This is a genomic window from Kluyvera georgiana, from assembly GCF_050990895.1.
Lineage (GTDB): Bacteria > Pseudomonadota > Gammaproteobacteria > Enterobacterales > Enterobacteriaceae > Kluyvera > Kluyvera georgiana.
In genome coordinates this window covers 3,288,734-3,311,656 of record NZ_CP158865.1, presented here as the reverse complement: position 1 = coordinate 3,311,656, position 22,923 = coordinate 3,288,734, and the positions used below count along the sequence as shown (strand labels likewise).

Genomic DNA, 22,923 nt, shown 5'->3' with positions numbered 1-22,923 from the left:
AAGTTTGTCTCAGTATACCCGAGCCGTTGTTGGACGTATCACCTAAGCGCACATTGCCTGGGTGACCGACCACGTATTGACGGGATAATAGGGTGAAAATGCGCGTGAAATCACATTTTCTGCCGCTGCTGGTTGCGTCATAAGCGGTGTGGCGCGTAGAAATGTTGAAATGTGAACGAATAACATTTTTTGTCTTTGTGTTACATTGAGGAGCCGACATGGACAAGCATCTTCCGATAAATCCCCGCGCGCCGTGGTTGTTGCACGGTGCCGATTACAATCCTGAACAGTGGTTGCACGTACCGGGGATCCTGGAACAGGATATTGCGATGATGCAGCAAGCGGGCTGTAACATCATGTCGGTGGGGATTTTCAGCTGGTCAGCGCTGGAGCCCGTTGAAGGCCATTATACCTTCGAGTGGATGGATACGGTCCTCGATAAGCTCTATGAGGGCGGGATTTCCGTCTTCCTGGCGACGCCGGGCGGGGCAAAGCCCGCATGGCTGGCGGCGCGTTATCCCGAAACGTTGCGCGTCAGCGCCGACAGAGTAAAAGCGCTGCACGGTGGCCGTCATAATCACTGTCCTTCCTCGCCGGTATACAAAGACAAAGTGACGCAAATAAACACAAAATTGGCTCAGCGTTACGCGCATCACCCCGCCGTTTTGGGCTGGCACATCAACAATGAATACGGAGGAGAGTGTCATTGCCCGCGTTGCCAACAGGATTTCCGCGCCTGGCTGAAGGCGCGTTATCACAGCCTGGAAGCATTAAACCATGCCTGGTGGACCGGGTTCTGGAGCCACACCTACAGCGATTGGTCGCAGATTGAATCTCCCGCTCCGCAGGGAGAGACATCCAATCATGGACTGAATCTTGATTGGCGACGTTTTGTCACCTCGCAGGTGAAAGCGTTCTATCAGACGGAAGTCGCGCCGCTGAAAGCCGAGCGTCCTGAGCTCCCGGCGACAACCAATTTTATGTGGTATTTCAATGATTACGATTACTGGCAGCTGAAAGATGTGGTGGATTTTGTCAGTTGGGACAGCTATCCCATGTGGCATAAACACGATGATGAACGCGCGGTGGCCTGCAAAACGGCGATGTATCATGACCTGATGAGAACGCTCAAAGGCCAGCCGTTTGTGCTGATGGAGTCAACGCCGAGTCAGACCAGCTGGCAGCCGACCAGTAAGCTGAAAAAACCGGGAATGCATATTCTCTCCTCGCTGCAAGCCGTGGCCCATGGCGCTGATGCCGTGCAATATTTTCAGTGGCGTAAAAGTCGCGGTTCGATTGAGAAATTCCACGGCGCCGTGGTCGATCATGTCGGTCATCTTAATACGCGTACCGGGCGTGAAGTCACGCGCCTGGGGCAGATGCTAACGGCCTTAAGCCCGCTGGTGGGCAGTAAAACTCAGGCGAAAGTGGCGATCATCTTTGATTGGGAGAACCGTTGGGCGGTGAATGATGCCGCCGGGCCGCGCAATGTGGGTATTCACTATGAACAGACGGTAGTCGATCACTATCGCCCGTTCTGGGAGCAGGGGATCGCGGTGGATGTGATTAACGCCGACTGCGATCTCTCAGGCTATGCGCTGGTGATTGCGCCGATGCTGTATATGGTGCGTGACGGCTTTGCCCAACGCGCAGAAGCATTTGTGCGTGAGGGCGGCTATTTTGTCACGACCTACTGGTCGGGGATTGTGAATGAGACCGACCTTTGTCACCTCGGCGGTTTCCCGGGCCCACTACGCCCGCTGCTTGGCGTATGGGCGGAGGAGATAGATAGCCTGACCGATACGCAATTCAACGGAGTTGAAGCCTTGCCGGACTGCGGCCTTCAAGGACGCTGGCGTGCACGCGAATTGTGCGAGGTGATTCACCCCGAAGGCGCAGAAGTACTGGCTTGTTACACCGATGATTTCTATGCTGGCTACCCCGCGCTGACACAAAATCGCGTCGGTAAAGGCAAGGCCTTTTATATCGCATCACGTAATGATGATGACTTCCACCAGGCATTCACGGCAATGCTGGTTAAGGCGCTCAAACTGCCGCGCGCGTTGAACGCCGAGTTGCCCACTGGCGTGGTGACCACACGTCGTACAGACGGTGAATGGGAGTGGATATTTGTGCAAAACTACACCGACGTCGAGCAGAAAATTATGCTGACGGACCGTTTCCATAATGCGGTATCGGGTGAAAAAGTGGAAAACCAACTGATGCTGGCAGCGTGGGGCTGCGAGGTGCTGGTACGCGCATTGTAGTTTCTAGTGGCGCAGTTAGCCCGGAACGTGGCGGTTGCCCGGGCTAACTGCGCCATCTCGGTCATCTCACTAGCGCATAATACGGCGTAGAATACGGTTGGCCTGCTCTTCGAAGTTCGTTGCGGCCTGGTCGATCGTGGCCTTACCGTAATCGATACTTTGCAGCGCGGCGCTGAACAGTGAACCAAACTGTGGGTCTTCCAGATACGGCAGCGCTTTCGACTTGTTCGGCAGCGAGGCCGACTGTAACAGCCCGGAAATAACCGGATCGTCATCGGTCAACAGGCCCGCCTCGCGCAGGATTTTCTCGCCCGATTGGCTCAGCGGGACGCCACGTTCCAGCGCTACCGGCAGCACGCCTTCTTTCTCGCTCATCAGGAAGTTAATTAACGTTGCCGCCTCTTGCGGATGGCGCGTGTTTTTACTGATAGAGAACATCAGCGCCGTTTTATGGAACTGCCCGGCGTCTTTCGCGCCTTCGCGCATCGGGTATGGCCCCATCACCAGATCCGCCGGATTGGCCAGATTCTGCGACTCGGCGGTGTACAGCACGTTCCAGTTATAGACGCCGCCCCATTCGCCGTTGATCCACGGTTTCATCTCATAGGCCACGCCTTTGCCAAACGAAGCCATGGTACGGGCGTCCGGCACCGCGTGGGCGTCAACCAGCTTACGATAGAAGGTGAAAGCCTCGACGAGATCGGCGTGGTTCCAGCCGAGCTTGCGTTTCTTCTCATCGACCATCGGTTTCTGGTTGCCCTGATAAACATACGAGTTCAGCAGTAGCAGAGAATCCTGCTCGGTGAGAATCAAGGGATAGTAGTTATCACCCAGCTTCTCTTTAAATATCGGCCCGGCCTGCAGCAGTTCGTCCCAGGTTTTGGGTAACGCAACGCCGGCTTTTTTCCACGTGGCGGCGTTGTAGTAAAACAGCATCACGTTGGCGGAAACCGGAATAGCGTTGATTTTGCCGTTCACCGTGGTGCTGGCCAGTGACTCTGGCGAGAATTGGTTGAGGCCAATCGGCTTCGCCAGTTTATTGAGGTCATAAAAACCGTCGCCGGTTTTTGACAGCAGCGTCAGCCAGTTCCAGTTGGTTTGAATAACGTCGGCTTCGGTATTGCTGTTGATCTGCGTCGTCAGACGCGAGTAGAAGCCGTCCCAGCCGGTGTATTCCGCCTTCACTTTGATATTGGGATATTTAGCCTCAAAGGCCTCAAGCGCTTTCAGGGTCGCCTGGTTGCGGGCCTTGCCGCCCCACCAGGCAAAACGGAGTTCCACCTGATCGGCGCTGTGTGCGATGGGCATCGCGCCGAAACTGCAGCAGGCCAGCAGGAACAATATCGACTTTTTCATGGATGAATCCTCCGTGTCATAAGATTAACGCTGCTGCCGACGCCAGGTCGTTAAACCTTTCACCAGCTGCATTTCCTGCTCGCACCACGGTTTGCCCTCTGGGGTTAACACATCGTGGAACCAGAGCGACTGCGGATCGGGGTGATTTTTATTGACGCTGGTCCATGGGATCCAGGTCTGGGTGCGGCCCTGCACCAACCCCCACTGATAGCAGCCGGTATCAAAGGCGCAGAACAGCGGTAGCTGTTCGCTGAAGACGCAGTCCATATGACGAGCCAGCCACTCGGTACACAGTACGGGACGATTGCGGCGAACCAGGTTCTCCAGCACGCTCAACTGGCAGGCGGCGGTGTTGTAGTTGTGGTAGGTGATGATGTCCGACAGATCCATTGCGGCGGCGTCGATCGGGTGTTCCAGCGTGCCGTACTTGTCGTGATCGATATGCCAGGCGCCCACGGTCAGCGGCTGGGTTGGCCCCACGTCACGCGCCCAGCCGAAGGTGGCGATCATCAGCTCCAGGGCGAAGCTTTCCAGCGCTTCGTCATACTCTGTTGATTCCGTTGGCGACAGGTTGATGCCGCGGTTTCCCGGTTCGTTGTAGAGATCCCAGATGCTGATGCGTGCGTCGTCTTTAAATTGGGTCAGCACATCGCGCACGTAGGCTTCAACCCGCGGCCACTGCTGTGGATCCATCACGATGGCGCGACCCGGGCTGGCGGCAGCCTGGCTGTTGTGGACGCCTTCACGCGGCGCTTTTTGCGGGCCGAGGTACGGCTCATCGCCAGAGAAGCCGCAGTCGTCCATCAGCGTCAGCATCACCTGAATGTCATGCTTTGCGGCGAGTTCCTGGAAGGTGTCGATACGCGCCAGCAGGCCCTCGCGATCCGCTTCCCAGACGATAAACGGCAGGTTAGTGCGCAGGGCGTTATAGCCGTAAGTGTGCGCCCAGCCCAGCTCCTGATCGATCGTTGCGGCGTCAAAGGTATCGGCCTGCCACATCTCCGTCCAGTTGACCGCGCTGCGCGGTAGATAGTTAAAGCCGCAGGCCCAGCCATGTTGTTTAAGCCACGCCTGCGCCTGAGATTCGGTCCATTGCGAATGCATTGCTGTTTCTCCATTGCTAATAATTATTAGCTAATATTTATTAACACCTGACCCGGACGCAACGATCGGGCGCTCATTCTGCTGGGGTGTTCACAAAAAAGACGGCGGATAACTGTGCTATAGTCGGCGGCGACAAGGAGTAATCATGCAGAAAAAAAATAAGATAACGATGAGTGATATCGCCAGGGAAGCCGGTGTTTCTCAGGCGACCGTTTCGCTGGTGCTCAACAATAGCCGGGCAATTCGCCTGAGTGATGCCACGCGCGACCGGGTGTACGCCGCGGCGCAGGCGTTAGGCTATCAAAAAATTATCGTGCCGCATCGCCAGGACGGGCAGGAAGAGATTGCGCTGCTGCTCAGCGGGATGCCGAACTACGATCCCTTCGTGGATGCCATCAGCGAGGCCAGCAGCACGGCGTGGCAGCGCGATACGCTGCTGACGGTTTACGATTACGGCGACGATATGGAGCTGGCCGGGCAAATTCTGCGTCAGCTGGAACGGCGCAACTGCGCGGGGGTCATTCTCGCCAGCTCGGTGACGCGCGCCTTTGATTTTTCGCCTTTTGAGTCGCTTATCAATAAGCCGGTGGTGCTGCTGAACCAGTACGATCCCAACCGCCCGCTGTTGCCGACTTTCCTGCCGGATGACCGGGCCAACGCCTGTCAGACCGTCAACCATCTGCTGGAACAGGGGGTGACGCGCATTGCGCACATCATGGGCGATGAGTGGATGGATGCCAGCGTGCTGCGCCTGGAAGGATATCGCCAGACGCTTGAACATGCGGGTATTACGGTGGATGACGCGTTGATCAAGCAAACGGACTGGTCGCTGGACGCCACGTTTAAGGCCACGCTGGAGCTGATGCGCCTGCCGCAGCCGCCGCAGGCCATCTTCTGTGCCAGCGACTGGATGACGCTCGGCTGCTATCAGGCGCTGGCAACGTTAAATGTGTCGATTCCCGGAGACGTGCTGGTGTGCGGTTATGACGATCAGCGGATTGCCCATCAGTTGACGCCAGCGCTGACCAGCGTGCAGCTCGCTTATCACGAGTTGGGGAGAATGGCGGTGAGCTATCTTTGCGATGGCGACGATACCGCCGCGCATATCCGACTGGTGGGTAAACTGCAGGTGCGCGGCAGCAGCCAGCGCACCTGAAAAAATTAGCTGACGGGAATCATCACCACGTCGCGGAACGCCGGGCGCTCGGCTAACTGCTGATACCAGCGCGCCAGGTTTGGACGTGGCTGCCAGGTTTTAACGGTTTCCAGCAGGTTATAGACGAACGGCGCAACGGCAATATCACCGACGCCGAACGTTTCGCCGGAGAGCCAGGCCTGTTTTGCCAGCGTGCTCTCCAGAATGTCCAGCAGCGGTTCGCAGGCTTCAATGGCCGCTTCAATCTCCGCCATATTGCGCTGTTCCGCTGGGGTTCTCACCAGCCCGAAGAGAATTTTGCGGTGCACCGGTGACAGGGTTTCGTTGGCCCAGTCCATCCATTTTTCACTTTTGGCTCGCTGGATTGGGCTGGCCTGCCACAGGCTGTCTGCACCGTACTGCGCCGCCAGGTAACGAACGATGGTATTAGACTCCCACAGCACATCATCACCGTCTTTCAACATCGGCACCAGACCGTTCGGATTGAGCGCCAGATAGGCCGCGTCGCGGTTCACGCCAAAGCTCTGTCCCGCCATAATCTGCTCGTAGGGCAGGTTGAGTTCGGCCAGCGTCCAGCGCACTTTCTTCACGTTCGTTGAATTATTTCGTCCCCACAGCGTAACCATAACCACTCCCGTTTTTTTAGCGAAGGTTCAATGTGCGGCAAAGTTAACGCTTACGCAATCTTGATCAAAAAAAATGTCAGGTTTTAAGCACAAGTTGGGGATCTTGCGTAAACTTAAAAAACTTTACCAACTCACTGTTTCTTTAAGAGAGTTTCTACGTTATTACTCACGGCCTGGTGCAGCACGGCACTGTCGTGGCGTGTTTTTGGGAATGGATACTTGGGTGGTTTTTATGATGAGTAACGCTAACGCCTTCAGGAGCCTGATGGCAGGCTCAGCGCTTTTACTTTTGATTGCACCGGCGGTGCAGGCGGCGGAGCAGATGCCCGATGCGCCGGCTATCGACGCGCGCGCGTTTATATTGATGGACTATGCCAGCGGTAAGGTGCTGACCGAAGGCAATGCCGATGAGAAGCTGGACCCGGCCAGCCTGACGAAAATCATGACCAGCTACGTGGTTGGCCAGGCGCTGAAGGCGAACAAAATCAAGCTGACCGATATGGTCACGATTGGTCGCGATGCGTGGGCCACCGGCAACCCGGCGCTGCGCGGTTCCTCGGTGATGTTCCTCAAACCGGGCGAGCAGGTCTCCGTCGAGAACCTCAATAAAGGGGTGATCATCCAGTCGGGCAACGATGCCAGCATTGCCATCGCTGACTACGTCGCGGGCAGCCAGGACTCATTTGTGAGCCTGATGAACGGCTATGCCCAGAAAATCGGCCTGACTAACACCACGTTCAAAACGGTTCATGGCCTGGATGCGCCAGGGCAGTACAGTACCGCCCGCGACATGGCGTTGCTGACCAAAGCCATGATTCACGATGTGCCGGAAGAGTACGCGGTACACAAAGAGAAAGAGTTCACCTTCAATAACATCCGCCAGCCGAACCGCAACCGTCTGCTGTGGAGCACTAACCTCAACGTTGACGGCGTGAAAACCGGTACGACCGCAGGCGCGGGCTACAACCTGGTGTCATCGGCAACCCAGGGCGACATGCGCCTGATAGCCGTGGTGCTGGGCACTAAGAGCGATCGCGTGCGCTTTAATGAGTCGGAAAAACTGTTGACCTGGGGCTTCCGTTTCTTTGAAACCGTCACCCCGATTAAGCCTGATGCGACCTTTGTCAGCCAACGTGTGTGGTTTGGCGATAAGAGCGAAGTGAATCTGGGGGCCGGAGAAGCCGGTTCTGTGACGATTCCAAAAGGGCAGTTGAAAAACCTGAAGGCCAGCTACAGCTTAACTCAGCCGCAGCTGACTGCGCCGCTCACCAAAGGACAGGTGGTGGGGACCATTGATTTTAAACTCAACGACAAGACGATTGAACAGCGCCCGCTGATCGTCATGGAAGCGGTCGAAGAGGGCGGGTTCTTTAGCCGGATGATGGACTTCGTGCTGATGAAATTCCACGAGTGGTTCGGCAGCTGGTTCTCTTAATGGCTGATTAATACAGCAGCGAGATTTGCTGCTGTTTCGCCAGCGCCACCAGCTCCTCGTCCGGACAGGTGTCGCTGGCAATCACATCAAAGCGCGTCAGATCGCCCATGCGGGCGGGGCGCACCTTACCAAACTTGCTGTGATCCGCCACCAGCACATGGTAGCGCGACTGGCGCATTGCCCAGTGCTTCACCGGCAGCTCTTCCAGATTAAAACAGGTTGCGCCCATCTCGACGTCGATGCCCGCTGCGGAATAAAAAGCGATATCCGGGCACAGGTGCGATAACGTATCGTTTTCGCTAAGCGGTTTGAAAATGGCGTTACTGGCGTGGAACTCGCCGCCGCAAAGAATAGGCCGACAGTTGGGCTTGTCCTGCAGCGCAAGGAAGGTGTTGAGAGAGTAGCAAACCGCGGTAAAAGGCAGGTCGTTATCAATAGCATCGATAATCCACGGTGTGGTCGTGCCGCAGTCGAAAAATGCCATCTGGTGCGGCTTTAGCAGCTTTGCTGCATGGCGCGCCGCCAGTTTCTTCTCTTCCACCAGGCGGGTTTTTTGGTCGCTCAGTAAATAGTGCGGCACGCTGCGCGGTTCCAGCACCACGTAGCCTCCCAGCAGCACGACCGGCCCGCTTTCGCTGTTGAGATCGCGACGAATCGTCATTTCAGAAACGCCAAGCAGCGCGGCCGCTTCTTTAAGATGCAGCTTATCGCTACGTTTCAGTGCCTGAATCAGTTGACCAATTCGCTCGTCGCGTCGTGTTTCCATAGTGCCTCTATCGGAAATGCCTCGGCAAGGATGCCGAGGTCAGCGCGGTATTTTACCTGTGAGCGGCAACTTCGCAAAGGCTTCCTCAAGGTCAAAGATATTGTGCCAGCAAGCTTTCCAGACTGTTCTGGTCAACAGCAAACAGACGAATGCCTTCGGCCAGCTTCTCTACCGCCATGGCGTCCTGATTGTGTGCCCAATAAAACGCTGCTTCGCTGATGGCGTCAGGCTTTGGCTGCGTTTCACCGGCATAGTGCAGCGGTGCTGGTACGCTGGCATTGCGCTGCTGAAGCTCGGCAAGCAGCGAGGGGGAAACCGTCAGGCGATCGCAGCCGTTCAAGGCCAGTACCTGCTCCGGCGTGCGGAAGCTCGCCCCCATCACCACAGTCTGGTAGCCATACGTTTTGTAGAAGTGATAGATACGACGGACGGACTCCACGCCCGGATCGTTTTCCACGGTGTAGCGGGTTTCCGGATTGTTTTTTTTGTACCAATCGTAAATACGCCCGACGAACGGAGAGATCAAAAATACGCCCGCATCGGCACAGGCGCGGGCCTGCGCGAAGGAGAAGAGCAGGGTGAGGTTACAGCGAATGCCCTCTTTTTCCAGCACTTCGGCCGCGCGGATTCCCTGCCAGGTGGCGGCAAGTTTAATCAACACGCGTTCTTTTCCTACGCCTTGTTCGGCATACAGCGCAATCAGCTCACGGGCCTTGTGAATACTGGCGTTGGTGTCAAACGACAGGCGCGCATCCACCTCGGTGGAGATACGCCCCGGCACGCTTTTCAGAATCAGCGCGCCGATGCTCACCGCCAGATGATCGGCCAGCGTGGCAGGCAGGATTGTTTTTCCAGCGTTGCGTAATTTTACGCGAGCAACGGTCTCTTTTATCAGAGGCTGATACTGTGGCAACTGTGCTGCTTTATAAATAAGCGACGGATTGGTGGTCGCATCTTCGGGCTGATAGGCGATAATGCTGTCAATATCCCCGCTGTCAGCGACAATAATGGTGTGCTGCTTTAATTGTTCAAGCTGATTCATAACCTGTACCTGTATTTATTCAGTGCGATGAAAAATAAGGAGGGGCCCTCTCCCTATTTTTCGCCGTTTATTATTTAGCTTGCGCGACGCGGGTGGTCAGACCCGGCATATTAAAGCACTCAGCTTCGTTCTGAATCATGTCTTTAATTTTGTTCACCACATAGCGTTCTGGTTCGATGCCGAACGATTTCAGGTTGGCAAACATCAGCTGCATCTCTTTCACGACCGCCGGTTTTTCATAGTTATAGTGACCGCTGAGCTCAAGAATTTCCTTCAGCAGCGCAGGTTCACTAAAGATTTGCTCTTCGGATTTATTTTTATGCTCGTCGGTCATCCATTTTTCCCATTTGTGGCTCAGGACACACTCGCGGGTCAGTACGGTTTTTAAATCCGACGCGGATTTAATAAAGCCTTTTGCCGCCAGATCTTTTTCCACTTCCGCGAGCTTCAGATAGGCGCGGGTTTCAATGGTGCCGTAGGCCGGAGCGACGTTCATCGCGGTGATTCCAAGGCCTGGATGTTTGAGCAGTATTTCGTCCGGCAGATAGTCGCCGTTGTGCTCTTTCAGGCCCACGCCGTAACGGGTGCTGATTGCCGACAGTTCCGCCGATTGCGTATCGTTGAAATGGCCAACGTTTTTGGTCAGGCGGGTCAGGGTACCCGTCTGGCCGACGATAAACAGCGGTTGCGGCAGCCCTTCGTCACTGAGACGTTTGTTCAGTTCGATGATAAAGCCTTCGTAGGCGCTGATGTCGGTCAGACCGCCGTTGGTCTCTTCGGTGCCCACTTCGTAGAAGAACTCTTTCAGATTGTTCTTCTTACGGTACGCTTCACAGAAGCGAATAAGCTCAACGGTACGGCTTAATACCAGCTCAATATCAATCACTTTCCCCATGACATACGGGTCTTTCGTGGGGTCGATATGCAGCAGGTCGAACCCCGCATCCATATCAATTTGATAAGAGCGCCGCGCCAGCTCCATCGCTTGTGCTTCGGGAATATGGTCTTTACGCTCTTTATCACGCTGCCATGGGCCACCGTGGTCACGACAGAGGAAGTAGTCGCCATCGAAACCGACCTTATCAGCCATGGCTTTCAGGTCGGCGGCGAAGCGGAACTGGTCCCAGTTATTGACGTAGCCTGCGCCAAATTCATCGGCATCAACCTGGTTACGGCTGGCAATGAACATCAGCGGCAGATCTTTTTCTTTGCCTAATTCAAAACATGCCTGAATAAGCGCCGGAGACATTGGGCCAATACCCAGCATCGTGGACTTTCCACCCTTAACGATATAATCAACGTACTGCTTCATGGTGTTTTTCATGACAACTCCTTAGGCTTTATTCATATCGGAATGAACGGTTTTTTTAGCGTCGGTTTTCTTAATCGGTTCGCTAATGTTTGGACGTAGAATGTGCAGGCAGATCGCGGTAACAACGACGCCAATCGCCATATCGAGGACGTACCACAGAGGCGCTTTATTGACGCCCGCGATGGCAATTAATCCGCCGTGCGGCACCATCGACTCCACGCCGTGAACCATCGCCAGGCCAGCGCCGACAGCGCTGCCGATAATGATGGAAGGCAGAACGGTCTTAAGGTTTTTCACCGCGAAAGGAATCGCGCCTTCGGTAATCCCAATGAGCCCCATAAAGGCCGCCGAGGTACCCATACGGCGTTCATCCTCAGCCCATTTACGCTGAGAAATGAAAGTGGACAGGGCGATGCCCAGCGGCGGAATCGCACAAGCAATTCGGTAGGCGCCGTTCGGGCCGTAAATTCCTTCTGCCATCAGCGCCAGGGTGAAGGCCGTGGCGGTTTTGTTGACCGGGCCACCCATATCGAAGGCTGCCATCGCGCCAAGGATCAGCCCTAATACGATGCCGCTGCTGCCCTGCATATTGGAGAGCATGGAGACCAGCCATTTCATGGCGGCGCCGATAGGCCCAATCAGGACGTACAGGTAGAGCATGCCGACGATGCAGGTGGAGACGATGGGGATAATCATGATTGGCATAACCGGCATCAGGGCTTTACCCACCTTCCAGGTTTTGATCCATTTCGCGACGTAGCCGCTGAGAATGCCGAGCAGCATTGCGCCAAGGAAACCCGTCACCACGTGATCTGCACCCAGCGGAGTGCTGGCCATAAACCCGGTGATAATGCCTGGCGTTAGCCCCGGCTTACCGGCGATGGAGTAGGCGATATAGGCGGCCAGCACCGGAATCATCATTCCAAGCCCCGCACTCCCGATAGCCCCCAGATTGAGTAAGAATGGGTTGGTTACCACCATCCCTTTGCCTACGACCGGTTCGCCGCCAACCAGTGACAGCGCCAGGCAGATCCCACCGACCACCACCACTGGCATCATGTACGACACACCGGTGCTGAACGCTTTAACTAAATCATCTTTAATGGCTTTCATTTTTTCCGACATATTTATCCTCCTGGCTCCCGCTATTTTTTATTAGGCCAGCGTCCTGATGAGGGTGTAACACGCCCCCAGACACTCAGGTCTGGCCATGAAAATAATGGGCTCGCAGAAATTACATTACGTGTTATGTCCCTTTCCGAATGCCGAAATAAATTCGGGAAAGGTCGTTTTAATTAACTCACCAGCTTTTCTGCTCTATCAATAATCGCGACGGGGTCGCGTACGACTTCGGCTGGGTTGAGTGAAATGACGCGTCCGGCATCTTCTTTTTCTTCAAAGCGTTCAACGCCTTCGATACCGATGGCGATCGCCAGAATCACCACATCGGCCTCGGCAATCTCGTCGTCGCTTAATTCGTTTTCAATGCCCATACCGCCCTGTGTTTCAACCTTTACGTCGTATCCCCGTTTTTTACATTCCTGCTCAATGGCTTCCTGAGCCATATAGGTATGGGCAACACCGGTAATGCATGCAGCAACTCCGACAATTTTCATAAGATGCTCCTGAGATTTTTATATTGGCTGTTTATTTAAATTTTTAATCTATGACCATGAACTTAGACGTCCAGCGTTCTGGTCATCAGGTTGTAGAGTACGTCGACGCTATCAGCATTTTTTATTTCATTGCGAAATTCCTCTTTCATTAATTTACGGGCGAGGGTGGAGAAATATTTCATATGCATATTTGAGTCTGCGGATTTACAGACTGTAAGCATGAAAATAGTTTCCACCTGCTGGTCGCCCCATATAATAGGGTGCGCCAGCGTCGCCATACTGATGGTTGAATCGGTGATGTGGTCGGATTTGGTATGCGGAATGGCAAAACCGTAGCCGACGGCGGTAGAGAACGCGTCCTCGCGCGTCCAGATATCATCGCACAGGTGCTCACGGCAGTCGGTGCGGTGATGTAGCCAAAGGTTATCGGTCATCTTCTTAATGACTTCGTTTTTATCCTCGGCATCAAGATTGAAAAGAATAAACTCCGGCGCGAGAATCGATTTTTGAGTTTCCGCCTTCACTGCTGGCGTCTGAAGCGCGGCTTTCACTTCCGCTGAGCGGGTAAGCGCAAGCACTTCCAGAGCCATCAACCGGCACTGAGCGAAGTTGAGTTCGCGCAGCGCATGTTTTACGCCGGGGATAGCGGTAGCGCTCATACTGAGTTCGTCAAACCCCATACCGATGAGCAGCGGCAGGAAATCTTTACTGGCGCCGAGCTCGCCGCACAGGCCGATCCATTTTCCAGCACGATGTACTTCATCGATAGCAAACTGCAGCGCTCGCAGGAAGGACGAGGCATAGTTGTCATAAACATTAGCTACCTGTGGGTTTCCCCGGTCGGCGGCGAAAAAGTACTGCGTCAGGTCGTTGCTGCCGACGCTAAAGAAGTCGGCATATTCGGCCATTTCAGGAATCGCGAAGATGACGGACGGCACTTCCAGCATGACCCCAAGTGAAATCGTGTCGTTAAACGGTAAACCTTCCTTGCGCATCGCCTGTTTGACCGCCTCCAGCACTTCTCGACACCAGATAATCTCTTCCACGCTGGCAATCATCGGGATCATCACCTTCGCATCGCCCGCCGAGGAGGCGGTAAGGATGGCCTTCAACTGCATTGCAAACAGGTCACGATAGCGCGGGTAGGTGCGTATCGCGCGATAGCCAAGGAATGGATTCTCTTCTTCGCCGAGGTTCAGGTAATCAACGGGCTTATCGCCGCCGATATCAAAGGTGCGGAAGATGACGGGCTTACCGTTGGCGCAGGCCATCACGCGAGTATAAAGAGCCGCCAGCTCGGCATAATCCGGCGGCGTTTCGCGGTCCATAAATGACATTTCAGTACGGAATAGCCCGATGCCCTCGGCGCCGTTATTAAACGCCGCCTCGGCCTCTTCAACGCTGGCGATATTGGCGGCTATTTCCAGACGATGCCCGTCGGCGCTGACCGCAGGCTGGTGGACGCTGCTCAGCATCTGCTGTTGCATCGTTCGTTGTACCGCCATTTCGTTACGGTAATAACGCAGGAGCGGCTCATCGGGATCCGTTGCCAGGAGAGCCAGGTTGCCGTCGATAATTATTTCCTGCTGCGGCTGTAGATCGAGCGTGGAAAAATCGATATCGGTCAGCGTCGGAATGCCCAGTGAACGGGCAAGAATCGCGGTATGCGATGTTGTTCCGGTGGCAGTAAGCACCATCCCCGCGAGCATCTTTTTATTAATCCCGAGGAATTTACTTGGCGTCAGGTTATCGGAAAAAATAATCGAAGCGGCATTAAGATTAAGGCCGTGTTGCGGTAGAGAATGCTCACCATAGACGGTGGTCAGCAATTGGCTAGTAATATCAAGCACGTCCAACGTTCTTTCTTTAATATATTTACTGGACGATTTTTTGAGTATTTCGCAGAAATCCATGGCCGCCAATACGGTGGCGCGCCAGACATTTTCACCATTATCAATAAAGTGGCTAATAGATTGCTGGAAAGCGGCGTCGGTAATAATGGATAAATGAGCCTGGATAATATCATGTTCGACGCCGACTTTGCTTTCAAGGATATCCAGCTTGGCCTGTTTTAACGCCTCGATGCCGGCGTTCAGCGCCTGCTTTTCCTCGGCTGTTGCACGGGTTTCCATGGGGGCTCGCGCCATGATGTCGTCAAAACTCAGACTCTTCACCACCACCGGACGGGCAATTGCCACGCCGCCGCTGATACGTGAACCCTGAATGAAACTGGGCTGCATTTCACGCAGCGATCGAGGAAGATAGCCGGCAGGAACCTGTGATTCTTCCTCGTGAGCGACTTCAAACTGCGGCAACTTTTTTAGCAATGCCGTAAGTTCACTTGCCGCACGTCGGGCGTCGGCGCCGCTGAGGATAATTTCGCATTCGTCATTCAGAAGGGTATCAGTAGCGACAAGCGAGAGCGCACTTTTGGCGCTGCCCTGTAATCCGCTGCGTATATTTTTCCAGTTCACCTCAGACTGAAAAGTATTACAAAGGCGTTCAATATGTCCTGCCGGTCTGGCATGGATACCTTCCTTAAGCTCACACTGATAGGTAATCAATTCCGACATAACCACTCCCCAAACGTTTCGCCAATGCGGGTTAATTTTTGTTTTGCAGAACGGTATCTGCATTTCATAGGTATATCCTTGACCGTTCAGCACGTTGTTTGAATATAAAAAATGTGACGTTTTCTTGAAAAAAATGGCCAGCTATTTATTTTGTGACTTTAATCATGAAAATGAACTTAAATAAGGGGGGATAGGGTGGTGATAACAGAATTACTATGGAAGCCCCTTTATTTATATTTATTGAAGGTCATTAGCTGCGATAGAAATAAAGAATGTTGTGGCTAGTGATGGTGATGAATATGCATTTCCGTGGACTGCTCTTTGATTTAGACGGCACGCTGGTAAATTCGCTGGATTTTGTCGAGGCCTCCTGGAGCGCCTGGGCGGAGCGTAAGGGGGTCAGTGCGCAGGCGGTGCGTCATTACCTGCATGGGAAGCCGGCGGTTAGCACGCTGCGTCACTTTATGCCGGACGCAAGCGACGCGGTTATTGAACAGGAGTTTCTGGCGCTTGAGGCGTATGAAGTAAGCCATGCGGAAGGCATGACGCCAGTGCCCGGAGCCCGGGAGTTTCTCCAGTCCCTCAATTCGCTCAGCGTCCCCTGGGCCATCGTGACTTCGGGTTCACTGAAGGTGGCTTCGGCGCGCATTCACCACGCGGGGCTGCCTTTCCCCAACGTGCTGATAACCAGCGAAGATATTACGCGTGGGAAGCCTGACCCGCAGCCTTTCTTGCTGGGGGCGCAGCGTCTGAATATTTCCGCATTCCACTGCGTGGCGTTTGAGGATTCCTGTGCCGGACTGCTGTCGGCGCAGGCGGCGCAATGTGCGGTGGTGGAGGTGTTGACACCACAGTCTGCAGCCCATGATCTCGAGGTTTTCGCCACGATACCGTACTACCAGAATCTTTCCGTCAGTCGTAAAGACAGCGGGACATTTTTCCTCAGCATTGAACATGGAGCATGTGATGATCTCGAAAAAAACGCTGGCGAACGCGATTCGCTTTCTCAGTATTGATGCGGTACAGCAGGCGAAATCGGGCCACCCGGGCGCGCCGATGGGAATGGCGGATATTGCGGAAGTGCTGTGGCGAGACTTCCTCAACCACAATCCGGCAAACCCGGGCTGGGTTAACCGCGATCGCTTTGTTCTGTCGAACGGTCACGGCTCGATGTTGATCTACAGCCTGTTACATCTCACCGGCTACGATCTGCCGCTGAGTGAACTGAAAAACTTTCGTCAGCTGCACTCAAAAACACCGGGACACCCGGAAGTGGGCTACACCGCAGGCGTCGAAACGACAACCGGCCCGCTGGGGCAGGGGATTGCCAACGCCGTAGGCATGGCGATAGCGGAGAAAACGCTGGCGGCGCAGTTTAACCGCCCCGGCCATGCCGTGATTGACCACTTTACCTACGTTTTTATGGGCGATGGCTGCATGATGGAAGGGATTTCCCATGAAGCCTGTTCGCTGGCCGGCACGCTTAAATTGGGAAAGCTGGTGGCATTTTATGATGATAACGGGATCTCGATTGACGGCCACGTGGCGGGATGGTTCACCGACGATACCGCCCTGCGTTTTGAAGCCTACGGCTGGCACGTGGTGCGTGATGTCGACGGACATGATGCTTCGGCGATACAGCGCGCGATACAGGCCGCCCGGGCGGTGAGCGATAAACCGTCTTTGCTGATATGTAAAACGGTGATTGGTTTTGGCTCTCCGAACAAAGCGGGCACCCATGACGTGCACGGTGCCCCGCTCGGTGAGGCGGAAATTGCCGCCACCCGTCGGGCGCTGAACTGGCCATATGCGCCTTTTGAGGTACCGTCCGAAATTTATGCACTCTGGAACGCGAAAGAGGCCGGTGAAGTCAAAGAGTCGCAGTGGCAGCAGAGTTTTGCCGCCTACGCGCAGGCTTTCCCGGAGGCGGCGGCGGAACTGACCCGTCGCCTTAACGGCGATCTTCCTGCTGAATTCCATGCAAAATCGCAGGCTTTTATTGAACACCTGCAGGCTAAGCCGGCGAAGATTGCCAGCCGTAAAGCGTCACAAAATGCCATTGAAACCTTTGGCCCGCTGCTACCGGAGTTTTTAGGCGGTTCGGCGGATTTAGCGCCCAGCAATCTGACGCTATGGTCCGGCTCAAGGGCCATTAATGAAGATAGCGATGGTAACTATATTCATTATGGCGTACGTGAGTTTGGTATGACCGCTATCGCTAACGGTATTGCACTGCACGGCGGTTTTCTGCCATACACCTCCACTTTCCTGATGTTCGTTGAATACGCGCGCAACGCGGTGCGCATGGCGGCGCTAATGAAGCAGCGTCATGTCATGGTCTATACCCACGACTCGATTGGTTTGGGGGAAGATGGCCCAACGCATCAGCCGGTGGAACAGATTGCCTCGCTACGCCTGACGCCAAATCTCAGCGTGTGGCGGCCTTGCTGCCAGGTAGAAACCGCTGTGGCGTGGCAACAAGGCGTTGAACGCAGAGACGGCCCGACCGCGCTGATCCTCTCGCGGCAGAATCTGCTTCAGCCGGAGCGCACCTGGCAGCAAATTCAGGACATTGCGAGAGGGGGCTATGTGCTGAAAGCCTGTGAAGGTGAGCCGCAGGTGATTCTCATCGCCACCGGTTCGGAGGTGGCGTTGGCTATGGCAGCCTGGCAGCAACTGACTGCCGAAGGCGTTCGCGCTCGTGTGGTGTCGATGCCCTGTACCGATCGTTTTGATCGGCAGGAGGCCGCCTACCGTGAAGCGGTGTTGCCAACATCGGTGACCGCCCGGGTGGCAATCGAAGCTGGTATCACCGACTACTGGTTTAAATATACCGGGCTGAACGGAGCAATTATCGGAATGCATGGCTTTGGTGAATCTGCGCCCGCTGAGCAGCTGTATGACGCGTTTGGTATCACCACGGAGGCCGTGGTACGCCAGGCCAAAGCGCTGCTGGCGTAATCATTCAGGCCCCTGTTGACCGGGGCCGATTTTCACCGGGAGGAGTTATGTTCAACGTTGATTTGCATCTGCATACCGTGGCGAGCACCCATGCCTACAGCACCGTTCACGATTATCTTGCCGCCGCCGCGCGTAAAGGCGTAAGGCTCATTGCCATTACCGATCATGGCCCGGAAATGGTCGATGCCCCTCACGCTTTTCATTTTAACAATCTGCGTATTCTGCCAAGAGTAGTGGACGGCGTGGGCCTGCTGCGCGGTATTGAGGCTAACATTAAGGCCAACGGCGAAACGGATTGCAGCGATAAGATGCGCAGCGCGCTGGATCTTGTCATCGCAGGCTTCCATAAGCAGGTTTTTGCCCCCGCAGGTATCGTGGCCAATACCGAGGCGATGATTGCGGTTATCGCCAGCGGTAAGGTGCATATCATTAGCCATCCGGGCAATCCGGAATACCCGATAGATATTTCAGCGGTGGTCGCCGCCGCCCGGGAATATGACGTTGCGTTGGAGGTCAATAACGCGTCATTTCTGCTTTCCCGGAGAGGGAGCGAGGGGAACTGTCGCAAAATTGTGGCTGCGGTGCGCGATAGCGGTGGCTTACTGTCGCTGGGGACAGACTCGCACAGTGCGTTTTCATTGGGTGACTTCAGCGCTTGCCAGCATCTGCTGACGGAGAGTGAGTTTCCGCAAGAGCGTATTTTAAACGGCTCGCCCCAGCGAGTGCTGGCATTTCTTGAACGGCGCGGCGGCGAGCCCATTATGGAACTGAATATGCTATTTGCTAAAGATCGATAACGTTGCCCCGTGGCAGGTTCAGCGACTTGCGAATCGCAGAGATCACCTCTGACGGCTTGAGCAACAGCGAATTGATGCAGACGTTGACAATGCGGCAGCCGTCAAAGCGCGTTGGGTTATCAATGGTGATATCGGAGGCGATAATAGCGAGTTCGGCCTCGTGTAAGTCCTTTTCGGTTATCTCATTTTTCAGCCCCAGCACACCCTGAGTCTCGATTTTGATCGAGAAGCGATAGGTTTTCGCCAGTTTTTCCAACTGCTCGGCGGCCATGTAAGTATGCGCCACGCCGGTTGCGCAGGCTGTAACCGCCACGATATGCAGGTGGCGATCGCTGGAGAAGGGCTGCACTTCCTCTTTTGCGATACGGGTCATGATAGGTTTGCTCCCTTGTTTTTACGCCGGTACTCAAGCGGCGTACAATCGTTAATGTCCCGGAACACTTTGCAAAAATAGTTGGTATCGGTGAAACCACACTTTTCTGCGACCTCGTTTATCTTCATGGTGGTGTTGGTCAGCAGCATTTTCGACCGAGAGATCCGGGCGAGCTTCAGGTATTCATTAAACTTCACGTCTGATTCACGGGAAAACAGCCGCGAAAGGTAGCCGGGGGAAATATTAAAGGTTTCCGCGATGCTTTCGCGGCTGATCTCCTGATGATAATGGCTATCTATATAGCTTTTGATGTCGTCCAGCAGTGAGAAAGGCCCCCTCGGGTTATTCATCCCTTCGGCCACCTGATAAAGCAAATCGTTAAGCAGAGCGTAGACGATGTGAGCAAAGGTTTCGCCCGTTATATCCTGTGCCCACGCCATCGATTCCGCTAACTCCAGTAGCCGGTCGCGCACCGTACTGCTGGAGTTTTGCAGGTTAAATTTTTCCACCTCTTTGAACTGTGCCCCGTCCCAATTGCTGATGCTAAAGCCGACGTCCTGTTTCCAGAAAACAATCGACATACAGATAACCGGGTTTTCCCACTGCGGTGAATTCCAGCTGTTGGCGGGAATATAGGTGATGGTGCCGACTGCGCGTTCGCACTTAATAATGCGATCGCAGCCTTTTGGCAGCAGCATACTGAGCGTCCCTTTTACCGTCAGCTCAATGCGCGGTACGTGCAGGTGGTAGGCCATGACCGGCGGCTGCGCGTTACCGTTGGCGACCAGCACGCTTTCGCTGGCGGCGCTCTGGGTGCTGAACTCGCTCAAAATTGACTGAATAAATGCGGCCATTGTCTGCGTCCTTATTCCTCATCCTGGGATTTCACCATGGTTTTCAGAACCTTTACCGCAATGGCGGTGGTGAGCGTACCGGCAATCACCGAAACGATATAGCCGAAGTGGTTGCTGACGACCGGCAGTACAATAAGCCCGCCCCACGGGGCGGCGTTGGTTGCGCCAAACCACAGAGATGAAATCGCCGCCACGGCGCTGCCCAGCATGATGGCGGGGATCACGCGGATTGGGTCGGCGGCGGCAAAAGGAATGGCGCCTTCGGTAATTCCCATAAAACCCATGATGATCGCCGGTTTACCGGCTTCGCGTTCTACGTCGTTGAAAATGCCTTTAAACATAAAAGTGGCCAGCGCGAGGCCAAGCGGTGGCGTGCAGTCGGCGGCGGCGACAGCGGCCATCAATTGCGGGTTGGTCGAGATCAGCGCCACGGCAAAGAAGAAGGCGGTTTTGTTCATCGGACCGCCCATATCGACGGCGATCATGCAGCCCAAAATACCGCCGAGAATGATAAATGATATTCCCTGCATGTTAGTGAGCCATTCGCTCAGCCACTTCATCAACCCGGCAATTGGGTCACCGATGATGTAATACACCGCCATCCCGGTGACGAAGGTACCCAGCAGCGGGATGATAAAAATTGGCAGCACCATGCGCAGAAAACCGGGGACGTTCAGGCGCGCAATCCCCGCCAGCAGCACCCATACCACCAGCCCGGCGATGATCCCCGCCAGCATGCCGCCGAGAAATCCTGCCCCCATCTGATAGGCCATCAGGCCACCGATGGCGCCGGGAGCAATACCCGGCTTATCAACCATTGACCAGGCGATAAATCCGGCAAGAATCGGAATAAACAGCGTCAACCCCGCCATGCCAATTTGCGACATAGCCTTCAGGAAACCGCTTTCAGGTATCGCCGCATGGCCGCTGAACATGACGGCCAGCGCCAGCAGTACGCCACCCGCGACGACAAACGGCACCATATAGGAGACGCCAGTCATAAAATGCCGCTTGGTATTTTTTAACAGTTTTAACATACCGGCCTCGTTGCTGTGTTGGGCGAATCAGCACATTAAGGTGCTAAAAATCAGGTTGTAGAGTGCAATCGGGGTTGTGGTCTCTTTGGCTTTACTGACGAACTCATCGTTCATTAACAGGCGGGCCAAGCTTGAGAAATAGCGCATATGCTCGTTTTCCGCCGCAACCGCGCTGATGGAGAGCATGAAAACGGTCTCCACCTGCACGCCTCCCCAGGTAACCGGATGGCGTAATCTGGCGATGCTAATAGTGGAATGTTCTACCGCCTCGGTGCGCGCGTGCGGAATGGCAAAGCCTGTGCCAACTACGGTCGGGAACGGTGTCTCTCGTGCCCAGATGTCATGACAAAGCTGGTCCCGGGAATCCGTGCGCTGCTGTAGCCAAAGGTTATCAACCATGCTTTTGATCGTTTCATTTTTATCTTTAGCATCCAGATCCCACTGGATAAACTCCGGCGTCAACAAGGGCCATTCGCTCGGCGCGGCCCTGGCTTGCTGACGCTTCTGCGTCTGAACGGCTATTTCGTGGCGGAAATAGCGCTCGATTTGGTTATTGACCTCGGTAATCAGAATCCCGTGCTCGGCATCGAGTATCAGAAGCGGTTTTCGGGAAAGGGCTACCGGGTCGACATCAATATCCGCCAACGTTGGGATATTCAGCGCTCTGGCGAGGATGGCGGTATGCGAACTTTTCCCTGTCGCGGAGATCACCAGGCCCGCCAGATTTTTCCGCGCCAGCGACATAAGCTGGCTCGGGGTGAGCCGGCTTGCAAACACAAGGCTTGGGCGAGCGAGGGAGGGTGCGGGTTGCAGCAGTGGATGATCCGGGTAGAGGACATAGAGGAGCTGCGTAGCAATATCGAGAATATCCAGCGTACGCTGTTGAATATAGCGGCTAGGAGAGCGCAGCAACGCGGCGCTAAAATCCATTGATGCATGGATAACGGCAGACCAGACGCGCATTCCCCGATGCAGATAGCCCTCGATGCTGGCCTGAAATTCGCGATCGCTAATCAACATTTGATGGGCTTCCAGAAGATCCCGTTCGATGCCTTCTGAACGTTGTAAATCGCGCGCTTTTGTCTGTCGCAAGGTTTCCAGCGCGGCAAGCAGGCGCTGTTGTGCGGGCTCTGGCTGCTCAAATTCTCCTGGGCATTGGGTGAGCAGCGTGTCAAAGCTGACCCCTGAAATAAATACCGGCGGCGCGATGGCTATACCGGCGCTAATTTGGTCGCCGGGCAGATAATGCGGATGCAGTTCTTCAAGGCAGCGCGGGAGTGAGCCGGGGGGAGAGGGCGGAGCGGCACTGAAATTTGGCAACTGCTCGAGCAACGTCGTCAGCGCGACGCCTGCGCTTTGGCAGTCCGGCCCGCTCAGGGTTATGCGGCAGGTATCGCCCGGCAAGGTGTCGGTGGCGACCAGCGAGAGCGCATTTTTAGCACTGCCAACGATCCCGGTTCGTAAGTTCTGCCAGACAACATCGGCCTGCCAGGTATTACACAGACGGGCAATATGTCCAGCAGGCCTGGCGTGGATCCCCTCGCTTAACGTGCAGTGGTAGGTGATTTCCTTCGCCATGGTCACTCCTGAGGGGATTGCGCGGGTAGGTCGAGTAAAAAGATCATGTGACACCTGCTATCTTTTACCG

At 54.8% G+C, this 22,923-nt stretch carries 19 protein-coding genes; 6 read left to right on the top strand and 13 right to left on the bottom strand.

Going from position 1 to position 22,923, the window contains the following annotated elements; genetic code table 11:
• Positions 1-218 precede the first annotated feature (218 nt).
• Entirely contained in the window at positions 219-2,267 is a 2,049-nt protein-coding gene (locus tag ABTW00_RS15755) for a beta-galactosidase (protein WP_433636299.1), read from the top strand.
• A 69-nt stretch (positions 2,268-2,336) separates the two neighbouring features.
• Here ABTW00_RS15755 and ABTW00_RS15750 read toward each other — a convergent pair whose 3' ends face one another.
• Both ABTW00_RS15750 and ABTW00_RS15745 read right to left on the bottom strand, forming a co-directional pair.
• Positions 2,337-3,623, bottom strand: coding sequence for an ABC transporter substrate-binding protein (locus ABTW00_RS15750; protein ID WP_433636298.1), 1,287 nt, complete (start codon positions 3,621-3,623; stop codon positions 2,337-2,339).
• Positions 3,624-3,647: 24 nt separating this feature from the next.
• Positions 3,648-4,727 (bottom strand): cellulase family glycosylhydrolase, encoded by a 1,080-nt coding sequence (locus tag ABTW00_RS15745; RefSeq protein WP_433636296.1) that lies wholly within the window; start codon positions 4,725-4,727, stop codon positions 3,648-3,650.
• Positions 4,728-4,872: 145 nt separating this feature from the next.
• On the opposite strand from ABTW00_RS15745, the gene ABTW00_RS15740 reads away from it, so the two are divergent.
• On the top strand, positions 4,873-5,883 hold the full coding sequence (locus ABTW00_RS15740) for a LacI family DNA-binding transcriptional regulator (protein WP_433636295.1): 1,011 nt from the start codon (positions 4,873-4,875) through the stop codon (positions 5,881-5,883).
• A 5-nt stretch (positions 5,884-5,888) separates the two neighbouring features.
• Here the strand turns inward: ABTW00_RS15740 and ABTW00_RS15735 are convergent, their stop codons facing one another.
• Positions 5,889-6,509, bottom strand: a complete 621-nt coding sequence (locus tag ABTW00_RS15735; protein ID WP_433636294.1) for a glutathione S-transferase family protein — start codon at positions 6,507-6,509, stop codon at positions 5,889-5,891.
• Positions 6,510-6,741: 232 nt separating this feature from the next.
• Here ABTW00_RS15735 and dacC point away from each other — a divergent pair, with 232 nt between their 5' ends.
• Positions 6,742-7,944 (top strand): serine-type D-Ala-D-Ala carboxypeptidase, encoded by a 1,203-nt coding sequence (dacC, locus tag ABTW00_RS15730; RefSeq protein ID WP_064548727.1) that lies wholly within the window; start codon positions 6,742-6,744, stop codon positions 7,942-7,944.
• A 7-nt stretch (positions 7,945-7,951) separates the two neighbouring features.
• On the opposite strand, the gene deoR is transcribed toward dacC, so the two are convergent.
• From deoR to ptsP, 6 genes are all read right to left on the bottom strand, one after another.
• Positions 7,952-8,710 carry a DNA-binding transcriptional repressor DeoR gene (deoR, locus tag ABTW00_RS15725; protein WP_433636293.1) on the bottom strand — a complete coding sequence of 253 codons (759 nt, stop codon included), beginning with the start codon at positions 8,708-8,710 and terminating at the stop codon, positions 7,952-7,954.
• A 91-nt stretch (positions 8,711-8,801) separates the two neighbouring features.
• The gene (tal, locus tag ABTW00_RS15720) at positions 8,802-9,752 is read right to left on the bottom strand and encodes a transaldolase (protein ID WP_065355617.1); all 951 of its coding nucleotides are present in this window, start codon (positions 9,750-9,752) and stop codon (positions 8,802-8,804) included.
• A gap of 70 nt (positions 9,753-9,822) precedes the next feature.
• The gene (locus tag ABTW00_RS15715; RefSeq protein WP_433636292.1) at positions 9,823-11,076 is read right to left on the bottom strand and encodes a class II D-tagatose-bisphosphate aldolase non-catalytic subunit; all 1,254 of its coding nucleotides are present in this window, start codon (positions 11,074-11,076) and stop codon (positions 9,823-9,825) included.
• Positions 11,077-11,085: 9 nt separating this feature from the next.
• Positions 11,086-12,189 carry a PTS fructose transporter subunit IIC gene (locus ABTW00_RS15710; RefSeq protein WP_065355619.1) on the bottom strand — a complete coding sequence of 368 codons (1,104 nt, stop codon included), beginning with the start codon at positions 12,187-12,189 and terminating at the stop codon, positions 11,086-11,088.
• 170 nt (positions 12,190-12,359) lie between these two features.
• Entirely contained in the window at positions 12,360-12,680 is a 321-nt protein-coding gene (locus tag ABTW00_RS15705; protein ID WP_065355620.1) for a PTS fructose transporter subunit IIB, read from the bottom strand.
• Positions 12,681-12,742: 62 nt separating this feature from the next.
• Complete coding sequence (ptsP, locus tag ABTW00_RS15700) at positions 12,743-15,253, bottom strand: phosphoenolpyruvate--protein phosphotransferase (RefSeq protein WP_433636291.1); 2,511 nt, start codon at positions 15,251-15,253, stop codon at positions 12,743-12,745.
• Between the two features lie 272 nt (positions 15,254-15,525).
• On the opposite strand from ptsP, the gene ABTW00_RS15695 reads away from it, so the two are divergent.
• The 3 genes from ABTW00_RS15695 to ABTW00_RS15685 are packed head-to-tail and all read left to right on the top strand — an operon-like array spanning position 15,526 to position 19,011.
• Positions 15,526-16,269, top strand: coding sequence for an HAD-IA family hydrolase (locus ABTW00_RS15695; protein ID WP_433636290.1), 744 nt, complete (start codon positions 15,526-15,528; stop codon positions 16,267-16,269).
• Entirely contained in the window at positions 16,220-18,214 is a 1,995-nt protein-coding gene (gene tkt / locus ABTW00_RS15690; protein WP_433636289.1) for a transketolase, read from the top strand. The genes ABTW00_RS15695 and tkt overlap by 50 nt, the downstream gene beginning before the upstream one ends.
• A gap of 47 nt (positions 18,215-18,261) precedes the next feature.
• Positions 18,262-19,011 carry a phosphatase gene (locus ABTW00_RS15685; protein WP_433636288.1) on the top strand — a complete coding sequence of 250 codons (750 nt, stop codon included), beginning with the start codon at positions 18,262-18,264 and terminating at the stop codon, positions 19,009-19,011.
• Here ABTW00_RS15685 and ABTW00_RS15680 read toward each other — a convergent pair.
• From ABTW00_RS15680 to ABTW00_RS15665, 4 genes are read right to left on the bottom strand one after another with little or no spacing between them, the layout of a single operon-like run.
• A complete protein-coding gene (locus ABTW00_RS15680) occupies positions 18,998-19,384 on the bottom strand; it encodes a PTS fructose transporter subunit IIB (RefSeq protein WP_065355624.1) in 387 nt (128 codons plus the stop codon). The two genes, ABTW00_RS15685 and ABTW00_RS15680, sit on opposite strands and share 14 nt — an antisense overlap.
• A complete protein-coding gene (locus ABTW00_RS15675; RefSeq protein WP_065355625.1) occupies positions 19,381-20,238 on the bottom strand; it encodes a helix-turn-helix domain-containing protein in 858 nt (285 codons plus the stop codon). Before ABTW00_RS15675 ends, ABTW00_RS15680 begins: the two co-directional genes overlap by 4 nt.
• A gap of 11 nt (positions 20,239-20,249) precedes the next feature.
• Positions 20,250-21,275, bottom strand: a complete 1,026-nt coding sequence (locus ABTW00_RS15670) for a PTS fructose transporter subunit IIC (RefSeq protein ID WP_065355626.1) — start codon at positions 21,273-21,275, stop codon at positions 20,250-20,252.
• 27 nt (positions 21,276-21,302) lie between these two features.
• On the bottom strand, positions 21,303-22,853 hold the full coding sequence (locus ABTW00_RS15665) for a PTS sugar transporter subunit IIA (RefSeq protein WP_433636287.1): 1,551 nt from the start codon (positions 22,851-22,853) through the stop codon (positions 21,303-21,305).
• Positions 22,854-22,923 lie beyond the last annotated feature (70 nt).

Coding starts and splice junctions, on each gene's coding strand:
- ABTW00_RS15755 (WP_433636299.1), top strand. CDS start 219: ATGGACAAGCATCTTCCGATAAATCCCCGCGCGCCGTGGTTGTTGCAC.
- ABTW00_RS15750 (WP_433636298.1), bottom strand. CDS start 3,623: ATGAAAAAGTCGATATTGTTCCTGCTGGCCTGCTGCAGTTTCGGCGCG.
- ABTW00_RS15745 (WP_433636296.1), bottom strand. CDS start 4,727: ATGCATTCGCAATGGACCGAATCTCAGGCGCAGGCGTGGCTTAAACAA.
- ABTW00_RS15740 (WP_433636295.1), top strand. CDS start 4,873: ATGCAGAAAAAAAATAAGATAACGATGAGTGATATCGCCAGGGAAGCC.
- ABTW00_RS15735 (WP_433636294.1), bottom strand. CDS start 6,509: ATGGTTACGCTGTGGGGACGAAATAATTCAACGAACGTGAAGAAAGTG.
- dacC (WP_064548727.1), top strand. CDS start 6,742: ATGATGAGTAACGCTAACGCCTTCAGGAGCCTGATGGCAGGCTCAGCG.
- deoR (WP_433636293.1), bottom strand. CDS start 8,710: ATGGAAACACGACGCGACGAGCGAATTGGTCAACTGATTCAGGCACTG.
- tal (WP_065355617.1), bottom strand. CDS start 9,752: ATGAATCAGCTTGAACAATTAAAGCAGCACACCATTATTGTCGCTGAC.
- ABTW00_RS15715 (WP_433636292.1), bottom strand. CDS start 11,076: ATGAAAAACACCATGAAGCAGTACGTTGATTATATCGTTAAGGGTGGA.
- ABTW00_RS15710 (WP_065355619.1), bottom strand. CDS start 12,189: ATGTCGGAAAAAATGAAAGCCATTAAAGATGATTTAGTTAAAGCGTTC.
- ABTW00_RS15705 (WP_065355620.1), bottom strand. CDS start 12,680: ATGAAAATTGTCGGAGTTGCTGCATGCATTACCGGTGTTGCCCATACC.
- ptsP (WP_433636291.1), bottom strand. CDS start 15,253: ATGTCGGAATTGATTACCTATCAGTGTGAGCTTAAGGAAGGTATCCAT.
- ABTW00_RS15695 (WP_433636290.1), top strand. CDS start 15,526: ATGTTGTGGCTAGTGATGGTGATGAATATGCATTTCCGTGGACTGCTC.
- tkt (WP_433636289.1), top strand. CDS start 16,220: ATGATCTCGAAAAAAACGCTGGCGAACGCGATTCGCTTTCTCAGTATT.
- ABTW00_RS15685 (WP_433636288.1), top strand. CDS start 18,262: ATGTTCAACGTTGATTTGCATCTGCATACCGTGGCGAGCACCCATGCC.
- ABTW00_RS15680 (WP_065355624.1), bottom strand. CDS start 19,384: ATGACCCGTATCGCAAAAGAGGAAGTGCAGCCCTTCTCCAGCGATCGC.
- ABTW00_RS15675 (WP_065355625.1), bottom strand. CDS start 20,238: ATGGCCGCATTTATTCAGTCAATTTTGAGCGAGTTCAGCACCCAGAGC.
- ABTW00_RS15670 (WP_065355626.1), bottom strand. CDS start 21,275: ATGTTAAAACTGTTAAAAAATACCAAGCGGCATTTTATGACTGGCGTC.
- ABTW00_RS15665 (WP_433636287.1), bottom strand. CDS start 22,853: ATGGCGAAGGAAATCACCTACCACTGCACGTTAAGCGAGGGGATCCAC.